Source organism: Pseudomonas sp. Leaf127 (assembly GCF_001423155.1).
GTDB lineage: Bacteria > Pseudomonadota > Gammaproteobacteria > Pseudomonadales > Pseudomonadaceae > Aquipseudomonas > Aquipseudomonas ovata.
On the sequence record NZ_LMOA01000012.1, the window covers coordinates 191,532 to 209,744 of the forward strand.

At 62.8% G+C, this 18,213-nt stretch carries 17 protein-coding genes; 11 read left to right on the top strand and 6 right to left on the bottom strand.

The features are described from left to right. The first annotated feature begins 3 nt into the window (after window positions 1-3). On the top strand, window positions 4-1,068 hold the full coding sequence (locus ASF84_RS08665) for a GlxA family transcriptional regulator (RefSeq protein ID WP_122700914.1): 1,065 nt from the start codon (window positions 4-6) through the stop codon (window positions 1,066-1,068). Between the two features lie 139 nt (window positions 1,069-1,207). Here the strand turns inward: ASF84_RS08665 and fabB are convergent, their stop codons facing one another. The 3 genes from fabB to ASF84_RS08680 all read right to left on the bottom strand — a co-directional run bounded on the left by fabB (window position 1,208) and on the right by ASF84_RS08680 (window position 5,087). Further along, entirely contained in the window at window positions 1,208-2,428 is a 1,221-nt protein-coding gene (fabB, locus tag ASF84_RS08670) for a beta-ketoacyl-ACP synthase I (protein WP_056837251.1), read from the bottom strand. Window positions 2,429-2,438: 10 nt separating this feature from the next. Further along, a complete protein-coding gene (gene fabA / locus ASF84_RS08675; RefSeq protein WP_056837253.1) occupies window positions 2,439-2,954 on the bottom strand; it encodes a 3-hydroxyacyl-[acyl-carrier-protein] dehydratase FabA in 516 nt (171 codons plus the stop codon). A 216-nt stretch (window positions 2,955-3,170) separates the two neighbouring features. Further along, entirely contained in the window at window positions 3,171-5,087 is a 1,917-nt protein-coding gene (locus ASF84_RS08680) for a response regulator (RefSeq protein WP_056837255.1), read from the bottom strand. A gap of 297 nt (window positions 5,088-5,384) precedes the next feature. On the opposite strand from ASF84_RS08680, the gene ASF84_RS08685 reads away from it, so the two are divergent. The 9 genes from ASF84_RS08685 to ASF84_RS08725 all read left to right on the top strand — a co-directional run bounded on the left by ASF84_RS08685 (window position 5,385) and on the right by ASF84_RS08725 (window position 12,113). Next, a complete protein-coding gene (locus ASF84_RS08685; protein ID WP_056837257.1) occupies window positions 5,385-6,410 on the top strand; it encodes an NAD(P)H-dependent glycerol-3-phosphate dehydrogenase in 1,026 nt (341 codons plus the stop codon). A 49-nt stretch (window positions 6,411-6,459) separates the two neighbouring features. Then, window positions 6,460-6,804, top strand: coding sequence for a DUF4389 domain-containing protein (locus ASF84_RS08690; RefSeq protein ID WP_056837259.1), 345 nt, complete (start codon window positions 6,460-6,462; stop codon window positions 6,802-6,804). Then, a complete protein-coding gene (gene sixA / locus ASF84_RS08695) occupies window positions 6,801-7,259 on the top strand; it encodes a phosphohistidine phosphatase SixA (protein WP_056837261.1) in 459 nt (152 codons plus the stop codon). Before ASF84_RS08690 ends, sixA begins: the two co-directional genes overlap by 4 nt. 44 nt (window positions 7,260-7,303) lie before the next feature. Beyond that, window positions 7,304-7,747: a hotdog fold thioesterase gene (locus ASF84_RS08700; protein WP_056837263.1), complete on the top strand. Its 444-nt coding sequence runs from the start codon at window positions 7,304-7,306 to the stop codon at window positions 7,745-7,747. A gap of 74 nt (window positions 7,748-7,821) precedes the next feature. Then, window positions 7,822-8,238, top strand: a complete 417-nt coding sequence (locus tag ASF84_RS08705; protein ID WP_177339459.1) for a hypothetical protein — start codon at window positions 7,822-7,824, stop codon at window positions 8,236-8,238. A gap of 135 nt (window positions 8,239-8,373) precedes the next feature. Next, window positions 8,374-9,183 carry an alpha/beta fold hydrolase gene (locus ASF84_RS08710; RefSeq protein ID WP_056837268.1) on the top strand — a complete coding sequence of 270 codons (810 nt, stop codon included), beginning with the start codon at window positions 8,374-8,376 and terminating at the stop codon, window positions 9,181-9,183. Then, on the top strand, window positions 9,180-10,031 hold the full coding sequence (locus tag ASF84_RS08715; protein ID WP_056837270.1) for an alpha/beta hydrolase: 852 nt from the start codon (window positions 9,180-9,182) through the stop codon (window positions 10,029-10,031). Before ASF84_RS08710 ends, ASF84_RS08715 begins: the two co-directional genes overlap by 4 nt. A gap of 127 nt (window positions 10,032-10,158) precedes the next feature. Then, a complete protein-coding gene (locus ASF84_RS08720; protein WP_082481506.1) occupies window positions 10,159-10,986 on the top strand; it encodes a DUF4892 domain-containing protein in 828 nt (275 codons plus the stop codon). 74 nt (window positions 10,987-11,060) lie between these two features. After that, window positions 11,061-12,113 carry an AI-2E family transporter gene (locus ASF84_RS08725; protein ID WP_056837274.1) on the top strand — a complete coding sequence of 351 codons (1,053 nt, stop codon included), beginning with the start codon at window positions 11,061-11,063 and terminating at the stop codon, window positions 12,111-12,113. 1,010 nt (window positions 12,114-13,123) lie between these two features. Here ASF84_RS08725 and xopAW read toward each other — a convergent pair. From xopAW to ASF84_RS08740, 3 genes are all read right to left on the bottom strand, one after another. After that, window positions 13,124-13,753 carry an EF-hand domain-containing protein gene (gene xopAW, locus ASF84_RS08730; protein WP_056837275.1) on the bottom strand — a complete coding sequence of 210 codons (630 nt, stop codon included), beginning with the start codon at window positions 13,751-13,753 and terminating at the stop codon, window positions 13,124-13,126. 138 nt (window positions 13,754-13,891) lie between these two features. Then, window positions 13,892-14,917 carry a sensor histidine kinase gene (locus ASF84_RS08735; protein ID WP_056837276.1) on the bottom strand — a complete coding sequence of 342 codons (1,026 nt, stop codon included), beginning with the start codon at window positions 14,915-14,917 and terminating at the stop codon, window positions 13,892-13,894. Further along, entirely contained in the window at window positions 14,914-15,663 is a 750-nt protein-coding gene (locus ASF84_RS08740) for a response regulator (RefSeq protein ID WP_056837278.1), read from the bottom strand. The genes ASF84_RS08735 and ASF84_RS08740 overlap by 4 nt, the downstream gene beginning before the upstream one ends. 231 nt (window positions 15,664-15,894) lie before the next feature. Here ASF84_RS08740 and ASF84_RS08745 point away from each other — a divergent pair, with 231 nt between their 5' ends. Next, on the top strand, window positions 15,895-17,928 hold the full coding sequence (locus ASF84_RS08745) for a hypothetical protein (protein WP_056837280.1): 2,034 nt from the start codon (window positions 15,895-15,897) through the stop codon (window positions 17,926-17,928). The last annotated feature ends 285 nt before the right edge of the window (window positions 17,929-18,213 follow it).

The window sequence follows — 18,213 nt, forward strand, 5'->3', positions numbered from 1 at the left end:
GCAATGCAGAGGCCGCGCTTGGTCGAGAGAAGACAGTTCAGTGGAGGCATGCAAGGGCAGAACCTCCGATACGTGGGCGAGAAGGGTGACGCGCCACGCCAGGCCCGGGTCGGCTTTCTGCTGCTCGAGCATTTTTCCTTGCCGGCCTTTACCCAGGCCCTCGACACCCTGGTGACCGCCAACCTGATTCGGGCCGGGGTGTTTGCCACCCGCACCTTCAGCCTGGATGGCGAGTCGGTCACCAGCGACCTGGGGCTGGTGATCTGCCCCAACTCGGCGCTGGAACCGCGCCATTTGCAGGACCTGGACCTGTTTGTGGTCTGCGCCGGCCTGCGCACGCCGTTGCGGGCCTCCCCGGCACTGACCCACTTGTTGCAAGCGGCTGCCGAGAAGGGCATCGCCCTGGCCGGCCTGTGGAGCGGAGCGTGGTTTCTCGGCCAGGCCGGCCTGCTGGACGGCTATAAATGCGCCGTGCACCCCGAGCACCGCGCGGCCCTGGCTGAAACCGCCCGGGAAAGCCAGGTCACCAGCGAAAGCTACATGGTCGACCGCGACCGCCTGACAGCGGCCAGCCCCACGGGGGCTTTCACCCTGGTCCTGGAGTGGATCAACACCTTGCACGGGCGCAGCCTGGTGGATGCCGTGGTCGATATCCTGGCCTTCGAGGAGTCGCGCTACCGCCGGGCACGACCGTCGCTGCATGAAAAGATGAGCGAGCCGTTGCGCGAAGCCATCAACCTGATGAGCGCCAATATCGAAGAACCCCTGAACCAGGATCAGCTATCAGCCTATGTCGGTCGCTCCAAGCGCCAGATCGAACGCCTGTTCAAGGAACAGTTGGGCACCACGCCAGTGCGTTATTACCTGGAATTGCGCATTACCGAAAGCCGGCGCCTGCTGCAGCATTCGGACTTGCCGATCGTCGAGGTCGGGGTGGCCTGCGGCTTTGTCTCGCCCAGCCATTTCAGCAAGTGCTACACCTCGTTCTACGGCTACCCGCCGTCGCGCGAAGTGCGCTTTGGTTGCGTCAGCGGCCTGCGCCCGGGGCGGTTGCGCGGCCCCTCGTAACGTCTGATTCACAGAAGATCGCGCTCCTACGCGCCAAGCCATACGATAGGGTTCGCAAGCCGTGCGATAGCGTAGGGTGGAAGGCAAAAAGGCCAGTCTGAGACTGGCCTTTTTGTGGTTCAGCAAACAACAGGACGAATTACTTGCCCTGCCAGCGCTTGAGTACCAGGGTCGCGTTGGTGCCGCCGAAGCCGAAGCTGTTGCTCATGACGGTGTCGATCTTGGCGTTCTCGCGGGTTTCGCGCAGGATCGGCAGGTCGGCCACGGCCGGGTCCAGTTCGTCGATGTTGGCGGAGCCGGCGATGAAGTTGCCTTCCATCATCAGCATGCAGTAGATCGCTTCGTGAACACCGGCCGCGCCCAGCGAGTGACCCGACAGGCTCTTGGTCGAGCTGATGGCCGGGGCCTTGTCGCCGAAGACTTCGCGCACGCCTTTCATTTCCGCGACGTCGCCGACCGGGGTCGAGGTGCCGTGGGTGTTCAGGTAGTCGATCGGGGTGTCGACGGTGGACAGCGCCTGCTGCATGCAGCGGATGGCACCTTCGCCGCTTGGCGCGACCATGTCGTAGCCATCGGAGGTCGCGCCGTAGCCGACGATCTCGGCGTAGATTTTCGCGCCGCGGGCCAGCGCGTGCTCCAGCTCCTCGACCACCACCATGCCGCCACCGCCGGCGATGACGAAGCCATCACGGTCGTTGTCGTAGGCGCGCGAAGCTTTTTCCGGGGTGTCGTTACGCTTGCTGGACAAGGCGCCCATCGCGTCGAACAGGAACGACTGGCTCCAGTGCTCCTCTTCACCGCCACCGGCGAACACGATGTCCTGCTTGCCCATCTGGATTTGCTCCAGCGCCGTGCCGATGCAGTGCGCGCTGGTGGCGCAGGCCGAGGCGATGGAATAGTTCAGGCCCTTGATCTTGAACGGGGTGGCCAGGCACGCCGACACCGTGCTGCTCATGGTGCGGGTCACGCGGTAAGGACCGACGCGCTTGACGCCTTTCTCGCGCAGGATGTCCAGCGCTTCCATCTGGTTCAGGGTCGAGGCGCCGCCGGAGCCGGCGATCAGGCCGGTGCGCGGGTTGGACACCTGCTCTTCGGTCAGGCCCGAGTCCTTGATGGCATCGGCCATTGCCAGGTAGGCGTAGGCAGCAGCGTGGCCGACGAAGCGGAAAATCTTGCGGTCGATCAGTTCTTCGAGGTTGAGGTCGATGGAGCCGGAAACCTGGCTGCGCAGACCCATTTCGGCATAGTCCGGGTTGAATCGGATGCCAGGGCGGCTAGCACGCAGGTTGGCGGAGACGGTCTCTTTGTCATTGCCCAGGCACGATACGATGCCCAGACCCGTGATAACGACGCGGCGCATGCGGGAACCCTTAGAAGTTTTCAGTAGAAGTGAACAGGCCGACGCGAAGACCTTCGGCGCTGTAGATTTCGCGACCATCGACGCTGACGGTGCCGTCGGCGATTGCCAGAACCAGCTTGCCGCGCATGGTGCGTTTGATATGGATATTGTAGGTGACCTTTTTCGCGGTCGGCAGCACCTGGCCGAAGAACTTCACTTCGCCCGATCCCAGTGCGCGGCCACGGCCGGGGTTACCCTGCCAGCCCAGATAGAAACCGACCAGCTGCCACATGGCATCCAGGCCCAGGCAGCCCGGCATGACCGGGTCGCCTTCGAAATGGCAGGCGAAAAACCACAGGTCAGGGTTGATATCCAGCTCGGCGACCAACTCACCCTTGCCGTACTTGCCGCCTTCTTCACTGATGTGAGTGATACGGTCGACCATCAGCATATTGGGGGCGGGCAGTTGCGCATTTCCTGGGCCGAACAGCTCGCCTCGACTGCAGCGCAGCAGGTCTTCCCGGGTAAAGGCGTGTTGTTTGGTCATGCGAGCTCCTCAAAATATTCTCTTGCGGCAATGGACCTGTCGATCCTTGCCAGTCCTGGCAGGCTGATTCGCCAGGACATTGTCCGGCAGCCTAGTCGTAGACTGTTGCGTTGTCATGAAAGTCACAGTGCAGGCAAAACGAATGTACACCTGTTCACTGAAATACGTTACTCAGCCAGCATTACCGGTCGGGCTGGCTGACAAGACTGCCGCAATTTAGCATTTATCGCCAGTCACGGATGCCTCAAAGGCCAGCCAGCGCTGCAAAACCTGCAGCAGTTGTGCATGTTTGAACGGCTTGGCCAGGTAATCGTTCATCCCCGCTTGCAGGCAGGCGTCACGGTCGCCCTGCAGCGCGTTGGCGGTCAGCGCAATGATCGGCACGCCTTCAAGCCCTTCGATCCTGCGAATGCGGCGTGTGGCCTCATAACCGTCCATGACCGGCAGCCTGCAGTCCATGAGAATCAGGGCATGATGCCCGGTACGCGCCTTGTCGACGGCCTCGGCGCCATCTACCGCGACCTCGACGGCCAGGCCCAGACTGCGCAGCATGGCCTTGACCACCGTGCGGTTGACCGGATTGTCCTCGACCAGCAGCACGCAGCGCGGGTTGTCGGTCTGTTCAAGGTCGCCAGGAGCGGGCATGTCGGGCGCCGGGTGATGAACGGCGCGTCGCAACGGCAGGTTCAGGGTAAACACCGAACCTGCACCTTCTTCGCTGTGCGCAGACAGGGTGCCGCCCATGCGCTCGGCCAGGGTCCGGGCAATCGGCAGGCCCAGCCCAGTGCCGCCATAACGCCGCGAAATGGAGCTGTCGGCCTGCTGGAAGGCATCGAACATCGATTCGAGGTGATCGACATGAATGCCGATGCCGCTGTCGTGCACGGTGCACATCAACTGCACTTGAACGTCATCGAGCGCGACCCAGCCGGCCTCGATCCTGACCCCGCCCACCTCGGTGAACTTCAGCGCATTGCCGATCAGGTTGACCAGGATCTGACGGATACGGGTCGGGTCGCCGATCACGTCCAGGGTGTCCATGCCGTCGGCCAGGTGCAGGTGCAGGTCCAGGCCACGCAACTGGGCCATGGGATTGAAGGCGTGGGTCGAGGCCTGGATCAGCTCGGCCAGGTTGAAGGTAATGCCTTCGATCTGCAGGGCATCGCGCTCAATGCGCGAGAAGTCGAGAATGTCATTGATGACCTTGAGCAGGTGCTCGGTGGATTCGGTGGCCAGCGTGGCATATTCGGCCTGCTCGCTGGTCATGGTCGTGGTTTCCATCAATTGCAGCATGCCCAGGACACCGTTCATGGGCGTGCGCAGCTCGTGGCTCATCATGGCCAGAAAGTCCGACTTGGCCTTGTTGGCCTGTTCGGCCTGCTCGCGGGTCTGGATCAACTGCGCCATCGAGTGCTGCTGCTCGATGCTGGCCTGTTCCAGATTGGCCGCCAGGTTGTTGATATGCCGGGCCAGGGCGCCCAGGTCGGCATCGTCGGTGACCGGCAAGGGCGTGCGGTAATCGCCTTTCTGGATGGCCTTGAGCGCTTCGCCCATCTGGCTGATCGGCCGCGACAGGCTCAAGGCCAGGCCGCGGGCCAGCAGAAAGGTGAACAACAGCGCGGCCAGGGCCAGCAACCCGGCCTTGAGCAGGATGCCCTGCTGGCGCTGGCTGAAGGTGTCGCTGGACATGCCGACCAGCACGCGGCCCAGATAGCCCTCGCTGTTGGCCGCAAACAGGGGAATGGCCTGATTGCCGGCTGCCGGATGCGAGGCGGTGATCGGGGCCTGGAAGATTTCCAGCTGACGCTTGGGCTGGGTGTTCTCCGGGCTTTGCTCGACATAGGTCAACAGGCTGTTGCTGCTGTCCTGAATCTCGACGTATTGCACACTGGGCATCGACAGGGTGGCGCGCATCAACGCCTTGAGCGACTCTTCATCACCGTTGAGCACGCCACGCTCGGCAGCAGGCGCCAACTGGTTGGCGATCAGTTGCCCGGTGTGATTGAGCTCTTCGCGCAGGTCCTGCAGGCGCACGAAGGTAAAGAAGCCGGTCAGCAGGACAGTCAGCAACAGGGCAGGGCCCAGGCTGATGATCTGGGTGCGGGTATGGATGTCCCAGGGGCGCAGGGTCATGCCCGGTACCTGGCAGACACGCGGACACATGCCTGAAAATCGATTGAAGCGTCCATGGGGGTGTGCGCGCGGCAGTCTCCTCTGCATACAGCCTGCAACGGCCGAAATGTCGCATTGCCAATGCCGTGGGGGCGCATGGTAACCAAGATCAAGCCGATTTTCATGGACTTGTGCATTGTCCGCAGGCCAACTTCGCCATGGCCTGCCATGCTTGGGTGCGTTTGGCGCTGGCCGAGGCGCCAGCGCTCCGTATAATGCCTGCCATTGCCAGATCGCTGGCCCCGGATGGATTGTCTTATGAGCACACTGCAACCTGTAGCGGTTCTTGGTGGCGGCAGCTTCGGCACCGCCATCGCCAACCTGCTGGCACAGAACGGCCATCAGGTCCGTCAATGGATGCGCGACCCCGAGCAAGCCCAGGCCATTCGCGACAACCGTGAAAACCCGCGCTACCTCAAGGGGATCAAGGTGCTCCCAGGTGTAGAGCCTGTCACCGAGCTGGCCGACACCCTCGACGCCTGCGAACTGATCTTTGTCGCCCTGCCGTCGAGTGCCTTGCGCTCGGTGCTGGCCGAGCACGTCGAACGCCTGAACGGCAAGATGCTGGTCAGCCTGACCAAGGGCATCGAGGCACAGACGTTCAAGCTGATGAGCCAGATTCTCGAAGAAATCGTGCCCAAGGCGCGTATCGGTGTGCTGTCCGGCCCCAACCTGGCCCGTGAAATTGCCGAGCACGCCTTGACCGCCACGGTGGTCGCCAGCGAAGACGAAGCCTTGTGCCAGACCGTCCAGGCCGCGCTGCACGGGGCCACCTTCCGGGTGTATGCCAGTGCCGACCGCTTCGGTGTCGAACTGGGGGGCGCCCTGAAAAACGTCTATGCCATTGTTTCGGGCATGGCCGTGGCGCTGGGCATGGGCGAAAACACCAAGAGCATGCTGATTACCCGTGCCCTGGCCGAAATGACCCGCTTTGCCGTCAGCCAGGGCGCCAATCCCATGACCTTCCTGGGGCTGGCCGGGGTGGGCGACCTGATCGTCACCTGCTCGTCGCCCAAGAGCCGTAACTACCAGGTCGGTTTTGCCCTGGGCGAGGGCTTGAGCCTGGAGGAGGCCGTGGCCCGCCTGGGTGAAGTGGCCGAAGGGGTCAACACCCTCAAGGTGCTCAAGGCCCGTGCCCAGGAACTGAAGGTCTACATGCCACTGGTGGCGGGCCTGCACGCCATCCTGTTCGAGGGGCGCACCCTGGCCCAGGTCATCGAAGCGCTGATGCGCGCCGAGGCCAAGACCGACGTCGACTTCATTTCCACCACCGGCTTCAATTGACACCGGCTTCAACCCACGTACTGCCCCATCGCTGATCAGGGAGAAGGTCTTGAACGATTCGAAAGTGAAATCCAGTGAATCCATCGTGCTGCGCATCCTCTGGATGCTGGTATTTTTGTTGGTCTGGCAACTGGCCGAGATTGTCCTGGCGGGCGTTGTGCTGCTGCAACTGGGCTACCGGTTGTTCTACGGCGCGCCCAGTGCCAGCCTGATGAGCTTCGGCGACAGCCTCAGCCAGTTCCTGGCCCAGATCGGCCGTTTCGGCACCTTCAACACCGAGCAAAAGCCCTGGCCTTTCGCTGATTGGCCCACCCCGCGTGCGCCTGAAGGCGAGGCACCGCATATCATTCCGGCTGCCCCGCACCCGGTGCGCGACGAGGAACCCAAGGCATGAAGCTGTGGGTCCTGCGCCACGGCCAGGCTCAGTCCCAGGCGGCCAGCGACGCTGCGCGTGAGCTGACCGACGTCGGCCGCCAACAGGTCATGACCAGTGCCGCCCACCTGCAGGGCCGGCCCCTGCAGCGTGTGCTGGTCAGCCCTTATGTGCGTGCGCAACAGACTGCCGCCGTGGTGCAAGAGGTCTTGCAGGCCGGCATCACGCAACTGACCGTCGACTGGCTGACCCCCGACAGCCCCCCCTTCGAAGTGCTGCGCCATCTCGAAGCGCTGGGGCTGGACGAAGTGCTGCTGGTCAGCCATCAGCCGCTGGTCGGCAGCCTGGTCGGGTTGCTGGCCCACGGCAGCCTGCAACATGCCCAGCCCATGGACACCGCCAGCCTGGCGGAACTGGACGGCGACTTCATGCTGGCCGGCGGGCTGAGCCTCACGGCCATCCGGCATAGCCACTAGCCGCCGTAATGGACTTCAAACAATGACAAGATCAAGGACTGCACATGACCCTATGGCGTGATACTCCCCAGATTGATCGGCTCAACGCCGCCCAGCCCAACACCATCGGCGAAATGCTCGACATTCGCTTCGAGTCGTTCACCGACGACTCGCTGACCGCCAGCATGGCCGTGGACCATCGTACCCACCAGCCGTTCGGCCTGCTGCACGGCGGCGCCTCGGTGGTACTGGCCGAGTCCCTGGGCTCGATGGCCAGCTACCTGGTGGTCGACGCCAGCAAATTCTTTTGCGTGGGCCTTGAGGTCAACGCCAACCATGTGCGCGGGGTGCGCACCGGCCGGGTGACCGGCGTGGTCCGCCCGGTGCACATTGGCCGCACCACGCATGTGTGGGACATCCGCCTGAGCAACGACGAAGGCAAGCTGTGCTGCATTTCACGCCTGACCGTGGCGGTGGTGCCGCACGGGCAGGAGCCGCCGGCGCGCTGAGTGCGGTTTGGCTATAAGTCGCGGCAGATCGGGGCTCGATTGATCGTTGTGGGGCGAGACGGACCTGGCTTAGGGTGGACCTGCGCAAGGAAGCGTTTGCTTTAATCAAGGAGCCCCCCATGACCGAGTCCGATACCCATGTCACCCCCGATGACCACGAAGAGCTTGCACAGCGTCTGCGCAGGATCTACAGCGATCAGTGGGTTACAACCCTCGAGTTTCAACAGGTGCGCGACGATGCCGATGCCTTGTTCATGGCGCTGGCCAAGCGTTTCGCCCCCCGTCCTGAAGATCCCGTCGATCAGACCAATCAATTGCTGCTGGATGTACAACTGCGGGCTGATGAGGTTGTAAAAGCCATGAAAACGATGGTTTTGAGCATCAAGAAAGCCCGGCCGCAGCCAGCAGACAAAATCCTGGTCAAGCAAGCCCTTGGCTACCAGGTGGCTTATATCAAGGCCTGCCTTGATCGCGTGACCCAAGCGCTGTAAAGCACGCACTCCTGCCAGCGCCCGATGCCTATCGAGCATGGCGGGAGTGCCCTCTGCGATGGCCTATCCAATCATTGCGGCAGACCTGTCCAGGTGCGCACAATCCCCTCTGAACTGGCTCACGGACCTGCCAACATGCCGCAACAGGTGTTTTTCGCTCATGCCAACGGCTTTCCCTCGGCCACCTACGGCAAATTGTTTGCAGCGCTGGCGCCCGAGTACCGGGTCATGCACCTGGACCAGCATGCCCACGATCCGCGATTTCCGGTCGACGACAACTGGCTGAACCTGGTCGACGAGCTGCTGCACCACCTGCACGCACTGCCCGGGCCGGTCTGGGGCGTGGGCCACTCGCTGGGCGGGTTGCTGCATTTTCACGCCGCCTTGCGCTGCCCGGCGCTGTACCGGGGCGTGGTGATGCTCGACTCGCCGGTGCTCGGGCCCGGTGACCAGTGGATGATCCGTGCGGCCAAGCGTTTTGGTTTCATCGACCGCATCACGCCGGCCGGCCGTACCCTGGGTCGGCGCGAGGCCTTCGACAGCCTGGAGACGGCGCGGGCCTATTTCGCCAGCAAGAGCCTGTTTCGCCGTTTCGATCCCGACTGTTTCGAGGCTTACCTGCAACACGGCCTGCGCGCCGAGGGCGAACACCTGCGCCTGCGCTTCGACCCGGCGACAGAAATCAGCATCTACCGCAGCATCCCGCACGCCAGGCCCCGCGCCGCACAGCCGCTGGACGTGCCGCTGGCCATGGTGCGTGGCCAGCAGAGCCGGGTGGTCATGCCGCGTCACGGCCAGCAGGCCAGGCGCCTGCGCCGTGGCGAATACCTGAGCATGCCGGGCGGGCACATGTTTCCCCTTGAACACCCCGATGAAACCGCGCAGCTGCTCAAGACCCTCTTTGCCCGCTGGGACCTGCCGGCCGACTCACAGGAGCAACCATGAACCTGGTCGAAGAAGTGCGCCTGAACCTGGGCCATATCGAGCTGGCCGCGCACCTGTATGGCCCTGAAGACGGCCTGCCGGTGATTGCCTTGCACGGCTGGCTGGACAACGCCAACAGCTTTGCCCGCCTGGCCCCGGCCCTGCGCGGGTTGCGTATCGTGGCACTGGACCTGGCCGGCCATGGCCACTCCGATCATCGACCACCCGGCACGGGTTATACGTTGGCCGACTATGCGCACGATGTGCTGCATGTGGCCGAGCAGATGGGCTGGCAGCGGTTTTCCCTGCTGGGCCATTCGTTGGGCGCAATCGTCTCGGTATTGCTCGCCGGTGCGCTGCCGGAGCGGGTCGAGCGCCTGGCGCTGATCGACGGCCTGTTGCCCCTGACCGATGAGGCCGACAACGCCCCGCAGCGCCTGGGTGAAGCCTTGCGCGCACAGTTGACCTTGGCCGACAAGCAAAAGCCGGTGTACCGCGACCCGGAGCGAGCCGTGCTGGCGCGCATGAGCGGGCGCCTGGCGGTCAGCCGCGAGGCCGCCGAACTGTTGGCCCAGCGTGGCCTGATGCCGGTGCCGGGAGGTTATACCTGGCGCAGCGACAGCCGCCTGACCGTGCCGACGGCGGTGCGCTTTACCTTGCCGCAGGCCACGGCCTTCGTGCGCCGGCTGGCCTGCCCGGGCCTGCTGATTGCCGCCGATGACGGTTTGCTGGCCCCGCACCGGGCGTTGTTGAACGAGCTGCCGATCCAGGTGCAGGCCCTGCCTGGCGGGCATCATCTGCACCTGGACGACGCGACGGGGGCGACCTCTGTTGCAGACTGTTTCAATCGCTTTTTCGCCATTTCTTGACTTGCAGCGGGCAACTGCCGAGGCTGGGCGGGTTGAAACAGGAGTCAATCATGATGGATCAACCTGCAGTCTTTAATCCCGGCCCGTGTGGCGGCCTTTTTTTCGCCCCTTGCCGGGCAGCGTGCCGATGAGGGCCGCCATGCGTTCATTCAGTGTCCCGCTTTTATCCCTGTGCCTGGCCTTGTCGACCCAGGTGCTGGCCGAAGATGTCCCTGGCAGCCGCGACCTGGAGATCCTGCCACGCCCGATCGACACAGAAATTGTCGATCACCGTCCCGAGACCGAGCAGGAGCGTATCTACCCGCTGGGCGCCATTCGCAAGATCAGCGGCCAGTTGCGCTATGACGGTCAGGTTGCTGCGCGCGGCCCGCTGCGTTCGGTGACCTATGAACTCCCCGCCGGCCACAGCGCCGACGATGCCTTTACCGCCGCCCGTGAAGCCTTGCAGGCCAAGGACGCCGAACTGCTGTTCTGGTGCCAGGCCCGTGATTGCGGTGAAAGCAGCCTGTGGGCCAACCAGGTGTTCGGCAATGCCCGCCTGTATGGTGCCGATGAGCGCCAGGCCTACCTGCTGTTGCGTCTGGCCGAGCCGGACCAGGACACGCTGGTGGCGCTGTACAGCATTACCCGGGGCAACCGGCGCGCCTACCTGCACGTCGAGCAACTGGCGGCTGCCGCACCGCTGGGCGACATCCTGCCCACCTCGAGTACCTTGCTGCGCCAGCTCAAGACCCGTGGCAAGCTGGTCCTGGCCCGGCTCAAGGGCGAGCCGCAAGACACCTGGGCCAGTGTCCTGGCCCGTAGCCTGAACCTCGACAGCAGCCTGCGCGTGACGGTCTCCGGTGCCCAGGCTGAAGCCTGGCGCGAGGCGCTGGTCGCCAAAGGCGTACGCGCCGCACGCCTGGAAACCGGCACCGCCGACAAGCCCGGCCTGGTCCTGGAAGTCATTCGTTGAGCGGGACGGGCATGACGGCTGTCATGCCCGCCCGTTATGCTTCATCTTCCTGATCCTTTGCGGTAAGCGACTCCATGTTCAATAACGATCGTCTGCTGGTGCAGATCCTGCTTCTGGCGCTGCTGGGCGCCTGTGTCTGGGTGATGGCGCCGTTCTGGTCGGCACTGGTCTGGGGCGCGGTGCTGGCCTTTGCCAGCTGGCCACTGATGCGCCTGCTGACCCACCTGTTCAAGGGCCATGAAACCATTGCCGCCTCGGTGATGTGCCTGTGCTGGCTGCTGCTGGTCGCAGCGCCCCTGGTCTGGCTGGGCTTCAACCTGGCCGACCATGTGCGCGATGCCACCAATTTCATTCGTGATGTGCAGGTCGATGGCTTGCCGGACCCACCCAGCTGGCTGGCGGGCATTCCCATCGTCGGTGAGCGGCTGGTGGGGTTCTGGAACACCATCGATGAGCAGGGTGCGGCCATGATGGCCACGGTCAAGCCCTACCTGGGGCAGGTCGGTAACTGGCTGCTGGCCCGCAGCGCACAGATCGGCGGCGGCATCCTGGAGCTGACCCTGAGCATCGTCTTTGCCTTTTTCTTCTACCGCGACGGCCCGCGCCTGGCGGCGTTCGTGCTCAGCCTGCTGGAACGGCTGATCGGTGAGCGTGCCCAGTATTACCTGGACCTGGTGGCCGGCACCGTGCAGCGGGTGGTCAACGGTGTCATCGGCACCGCTGCCGCCCAGGCGATCCTGGCGCTGATCGGCTTTCTGATTGCCGGCATTCCCGGTGCCCTGGTGCTGGGTATCCTGACCTTCCTGTTCAGCCTGATTCCCATGGGCCCGCCGCTGGTCTGGATCCCCGCGACCGCCTGGCTGGTGTGGCAGGGCGAATACGGCATGGCGATCTTTCTGGGGGTGTGGGGCACCTTCATCATCAGCGGCGTCGACAACGTGCTAAAGCCTTACCTGATCAGCCGTGGCGGCAACCTGCCGCTGGTGATCGTGCTGCTGGGGGTGTTCGGCGGGCTGCTGGCGTTCGGCTTCATCGGCCTGTTCATCGGCCCGACCCTGCTGGCGGTGGCCTACAGCCTGCTGACCGACTGGGTCCAGGAAGGCCGCAAGCGCCCTCAGCAACCCTGAAACACCCCGCTGATTGACTCAGCCTTGTAGGAGCGCGCTCTGCCCGCGACCGGCTGCGCAGCAGTCGTAAATTTGTGGCGTTTCGCAGATTTTGAATGTGTTCACAACCATAAAATTGTGGCGTTTCGCAGATTTTGAATGTGTTCACAACCGTAAAATTGTGGCGTTTCGCAGATTTTGAATGTGTTCACAACCATAAATTTTTAGCGTTTCGCAGATTTTGCGAGCGCTTCGCACTCGGTCGCGGGCAAGCGCGCTCCTNAATGTGTTCACAACCATAAATTTTTAGCGTTTCGCAGATTTTGCGAGCGCTTCGCACTCGGTCGCGGGCAAGCGCGCTCCTACCACCCGCCCGGTGTTTACAAGGTGGACGCGCGGCACCAAGGCAGGTTACGCGGCGGTATCCAGATGCCTGCCCACCGCACTCAGCCTTGTAGGAGCGCGCTTGCCGGAATGCCGGACCACCGCGACCGGCTGCGCAGCAGTCGTAAATTTGTGGCGTTTCGCAGATTTTGAATGTGTTCACAACCATAAATTTTTAGCGTTTCGCAGATTTTGCGAGCGCTTCGCACTCGGTCGCGGGCAAGCGCGNCCGCGACCGGCTGCGCAGCATTCGTAAATTTGTGGCGTTTCGCAGATTTTGAATGTGTTCACAACCATAAATTTTTAGCGTTTCGCAGATTTTGCGAGCGCTTCGCACTCGGTCGCGGGCAAGCGCGCTCCTACCACCCGCCCGGTGTTTGCAAGGTGAACGCGCGGCGCCAAGGCAGGTTACGCGGCGGTATCCAGATGCCTGCCCACCGGACTCAGCCTTGTAGGAGCGCGCTCTGCCCGCGACCGGCTGCGCAGCAGTCGTAAATTTGTGGCGTTTCGCAGATTTTGAATGTGTTCACAGTGATGAAATTGTAGCGTTTCATCAATTTTGCGAGCGCTACGCACTCGGTCGCCGGCAAGCGGGCTCCTACCACCCGTCCGGTGTTTGCAAGGTGAACGTGCGGCACCAAGGCAGGTTACGCGGCGGTATCCAGATGCCTGCCCACCGGGTGATTGCCTTCGGTGTCGTAACGCTCGCCCAGGGCGGCAATCATCTTGCTCAGCGCCTGTGCTGCGATCGGGTTGCTGTCACTCTCGCTCAAGTCTGCGGTTTGCGCCGGTGGCTCTTTCGGTTGCAGGCTGGCGGTCAGCTCTTCAAGGCTGACAGTGCCGTCTTCATTGGTGTCCAGGGCGCTGAACACCTGGCGGCTGTCGGCACTGCTGCCGGCACCGGTCAAGCCGACGCTCAGTTCGTCGCTGCTGATGCTGCCGTCGCCATCAGTGTCCAGCGCGCTCAGCAGTTCGTCGGCCAGGTCGGTGGCCGGTGGTGGCGGCGGAGGTGGTGTCAGGGCCGCCAGTTCTTCGGCATCGAGGCTGTCGTCCTCGTCGCTGTCCAGCGTACTGAACGCCTGGCTGAGGCTGACGGTGATGCTGCCCTTGCTGTCGCTGTTCAAGGCCGAACCGAGTTCTGCCTTGCTGATGCTGCCGTCTTCATCCGTGTCCAGCTTGCTCAGCAAGGCTTCCTGAAAGCGCTGTGCCTGGGTGCTGGAAGTACTGCTGGTGCTGGTGTAGCTCGAATAGCTGCTGGTGCCGATTGCGCCGATCATCGGGTTGACTCCCTGAGGTGGATGAGGCCGACGACGGTGCATCGGCGTGTGCAGAGTCAGGGGCCGGTTTGTCCAGAGGATGTGAGTTGTGTACCGCCGGCGTTACATCGAAGCGGCATGAATGGCACGTTCATGCGGTCAGGCCCGGGGCAGGCTGAGCCGCGCAGTCAGGCCACCGCCCGGCGTCTGACCCAGTTGCAGGTCGCCGCCCATGCGCCTGGCCGCCTCACGGGCAATGGTCATGCCCATGCCGACGCCCCCGGAATTGCGATTACGCGAGCCTTCCAGGCGATAGAACGGCTCGAAGACCGTCTCGTGAAATTGCGGGTCGATGCCGGGGCCGTGGTCGATGACGGCGATGCCCACGCCAGTCGGCTCGTCGAGCAGCTCGACATGGGCGCTGCCGGCATAGCGCAAGGCATTGTCGATCAGGTTGTGCAGGCACGAGCGCAGGGCCATGGGCTGGGTCTTCAAGGGCCGGCAGGTGCCTTCGTAGGTCACCGCATCGCCATTGTCCTGGGCGTTTTCGGCCAGCGACTCGATCAGCGCCTGGACATCGAACGGCTGCATGGCCTCGTTCTGGCGGTTCTGATTGAAGTAGCTGAGAGTGGCGTCGATCATGCCGATCATGTCATTGAGGTCCTGGCTCATCTGAGCGTGCAGGCGCGTGTCGTCGATCTGCTCGACGCGCAGTTTCAGGCGCGCAAGCGGCGTGCGCAGGTCATGAGACACGGCCGCCAGCATGCGCGCCCGCTGCTGCAGTTGTTCGCGGATGCGTTCCTGCATCAGGTTGAAGGTCTGTGCGGCCTGGCGAGCCTCACGGGGACCTGTGATCTCCAGTGGCGGGCTGTCGAGGTTTTCCGACAGGCGCTCGGCCGCTTCGCTCAGGCGCTGCACTGGCCGGCTCAAGGCCTTGGCACCGTACCAGGCGGCCACCACCAGGGTGATCAACTGAAAGACGAACGGCACCACCGGCCCACCCAGTAACGGCGGGCGAGGGCGCGGCGTATTGGCCTCTTGTTGTTGCGCCGCCGGTTCTTGCCGGGGCGGGGGCGGCGGCCCGTAATGGGTGAACCAGACAAACGCCAGCAGGTGCGCCAGCACAATGGCCAGCAAGGCACCGCCGAACAATCGGGCAAACAGCGTGTCGGCCGCGCGGATCAACCCAGCTCCCGGGCATCGAACAGGTAGCCTTCGCCGCGTACGGTCTTGATCAGTTGCGGGTTCCTGGGATCTTCACCCAGCTTCTGGCGCAGGCGCGAGACCAGCAGGTCGATGCTGCGGTCAAAGGCTTCGATGGAGCGCCCGCGGGCGGCATCGAGCAACTGCTCGCGGCTCAGCACCCGGTGTGGACGCTCCAGGAACACCCGCAGCAAGCGGAATTCGGCATTCGACAGCGGCACCACCAGGCCGTCCGGGGCGATCAACTGGCGCAGCACGCTGTTCAGGCGCCAGGCATCGAAACGGATCGTGGTGCGCGGGTCATTGCGGTCGTCACGCACCCGGCGCAGCACGGTCTGGATGCGTGCCACCAGCTCACGCGGCTCGAAGGGCTTGGCCATGTAGTCGTCGGCGCCCAGTTCCAGGCCGATGATGCGATCGGTGGGCTCGCAGCGCGCAGTCAGCATCAGGATCGGGATGTCCGAAGTGCTGCGCAGCCAGCGGCACAGCGACAGGCCGTCTTCACCGGGCAGCATCAGGTCCAGCACCACCACATCGAAGGTGCCCTCGGCCAGCGCCTGGCGCATCTGTACGCCGTCGGTCACGCCCCGGGCCTGGATATTGAAGCGCGCCAGGTAATCGCACAGCAGCTCGCGAATGGCCACATCGTCATCGACGATCAGGGCGCGCGTGGTCCAGCGCTGTTCATGGACCGTGTCGTCGGTCGGGCTGTCGGGGTGTGTTTGCATGTGCGTCCTGCTGCCTGGTGATGCGCGCCGTGAGCGACCGTGGGTAGGGATGCCCGGCAAGAGGCGGCACGGGCGGTGCGCAAGCTTGCCCTGGGTGAATATCCAGAGCATGTCGCCAATGTATCAGGGGGGATACAAATTGCCATCCTAGCAATTGTAGGAGTACCCGCCTGATGACCGGCGCAGTTAAATGGTGACAGGAGTCATACATTCGCCACAGGAGTGCAGGTAATGACAGCTTCGAAAACCCGACGCAACCTTGATCAAGCGCAAAGGGTGCGTGATGAGTACCGTTTGCAGAAAGCCCGGCGAATCGCCGAGGTCGGGGATGACCTTGCCGACCCGGTTGTCGATGCCACATGGTTGGCCGATCCGGCCGACGGGACGCTCAAGGGCAATCTGGTCCGGGAGCAGAATCTGCCGGTCAGCGTGCCGGCATGGTCATCGCTGCCACCGCCCACGCAGCAAGACACGGTGCGTCTGCAATGGGCGCCTGGTGCAACGCCAGCTGAAGGCGATTATCAGGAGGTTGCTTCCATCGTTGTGGAAGGACCGGTCGATCCCGCTCTTTTTCCGTTGCACCTGGAGGTGCCCAACGCCAGTCTGCAACCGGACGGCGATTATTCATTGCGCTATGTCGTGGAAGCGTGGAACGGAAGCAGGTCGAAGTCAGGCGGGGTCAATGTGATATGCGACACCCTGCCACCCTGGAGGCACGCTGAACCGGCGGCCATGAGCCTGCCGGTCCAGGAACTGACCGATGATGTTCTGGCTACTTATCCCGACGAGATACCCGGGACATTGCCGGACTATGCAGACATTCAGCGCGGCGACAAGGTGGCGTTCTACTGGGTGACCACGCCATTGCCGGATGATCCTGACCAATTGCCATTGCCTGTTGGCTACATTGATGTGCTACCGGACAAGACCGTGGCTTATCCGGTCGACATGTTGAAACAGTCTCAAGACAAGGACTACTACGCCTTCTATGTGCTGTTCGACAAGGCCGGTAATCGTTCGCCCCTTTCGAGTTATCACAAGGTCGATGTAGCCCTGGGGCCTTTACCGAGCAACCTGCAAGACCCGATCGTGCCCCTGGCGGCCGACGGCGTGCTTGATCTTCCCGACGCCCGAGAGGGCATCAGTGTGCAGATTCTGGCCTTTGATGAGTGGAAGAAAACCGACCGTATCGAGCTGACCTGGGGTGATCAGGTGTTCAACTCGTCCGAAATCGGCGTGTCGCCACGCTTTCCGCTCGATATTGCCGTGCCCTTGACGGTGCTGCGCGATGCGTATGACCGTACGGCCGGTGGCGAGCAGGCCACCAACGTCAGTTACCGGGTGCTGCGCGGCGCCAAGCCTTCCGAGGTCAAGGCCATCAGCGTCAACGTCGACTTTTCTTATATTGGCCCCGACCCTGTTCCGGACCCCGACCCGGACTGGCCTGACCCGGTCAACGGCCAGTTGACGCGCGCCCGGGTATTTGGCAAGGCCTCGAATGTGCAGGACAGTCTGGCCCGAGCCGACGCCAACCAGGCCGCCGATCTGAAATTTGAGCTCTATACGCCTTTGGCAGAAGGTGAGGAGATCGATTTCTTCTGGGCGGGCACCGAGGTCAGCGAGGCCCGGTATGTCGTCAAGGACACCGATACCAGTAACGATGAAATCAGCGTGGAAATCCCCTGGAGTTACATTGCCAACGCCGGTAACCATCCCGCGTTGCCCGTGCATTATCGTATCCATGCCCCGGGTTCGGAAAACTACCAGAGCTCACCGATGACCCTGGTGAATGTGGATGCCATTACCGTTGTACCGGAAAAGCCAGCATTCGAAGGGCTTTACAATAACTCGGTCATCAATTGCGATTCTCTGTATGCCGACCCAACCAACCCGGCGACGGGCGAGCCCGCCGTGCGCGTCAGGGTCCCGGATTTGTCCAGATACCAATTGAACGACGGTGACAAGGTCACGCTGACGTGGACGGCCGTTGAAGGATTCACCGGTGAGGTTGAGGTGCCTGGCGTCGAAAAATCCGCAGAAATAACCTTGGGCGGGGCAACACCGGTCACAGGATTCGTCTGGTTGGTAGAGCCTTACGATACCCACCTGCTGCCTATCTACACGCAAGCCGGGGATGGCCGCGGGCGGGCTTCTTATACGTTCATCGCCCCGGGCAGTGGTGAAGAACTGACGTCTGAAGTGGCTGAGGCCATTGTGGCGTTGCATGTTCCCGGCGGCGCTTGCCCACTTGTTCCGACCCCCTGATAAAAGCTGGCTGTTTGCAGTGATAAAGCCATGCACAGTTGTGTAATAAGTAAGGCGAAAGTTATCGCAAAATAATTGGCTGGAATGACAGGGTGGCATGGAATTCGGACCAAGGCCGGGTGTACTTTAGTCGAGCGAGGAATAATCCTTCACCATTGTGAGAATGTTCCTACATTTAACTAAGGTTTAGATCTGTAGTATCGCGGCCCCGTCACTTCAGGGGCCGCTTTAGTACGCGGTGCTCAGGGGCGGGGTATTACATTCCTGACTGTACTAGAGATATCA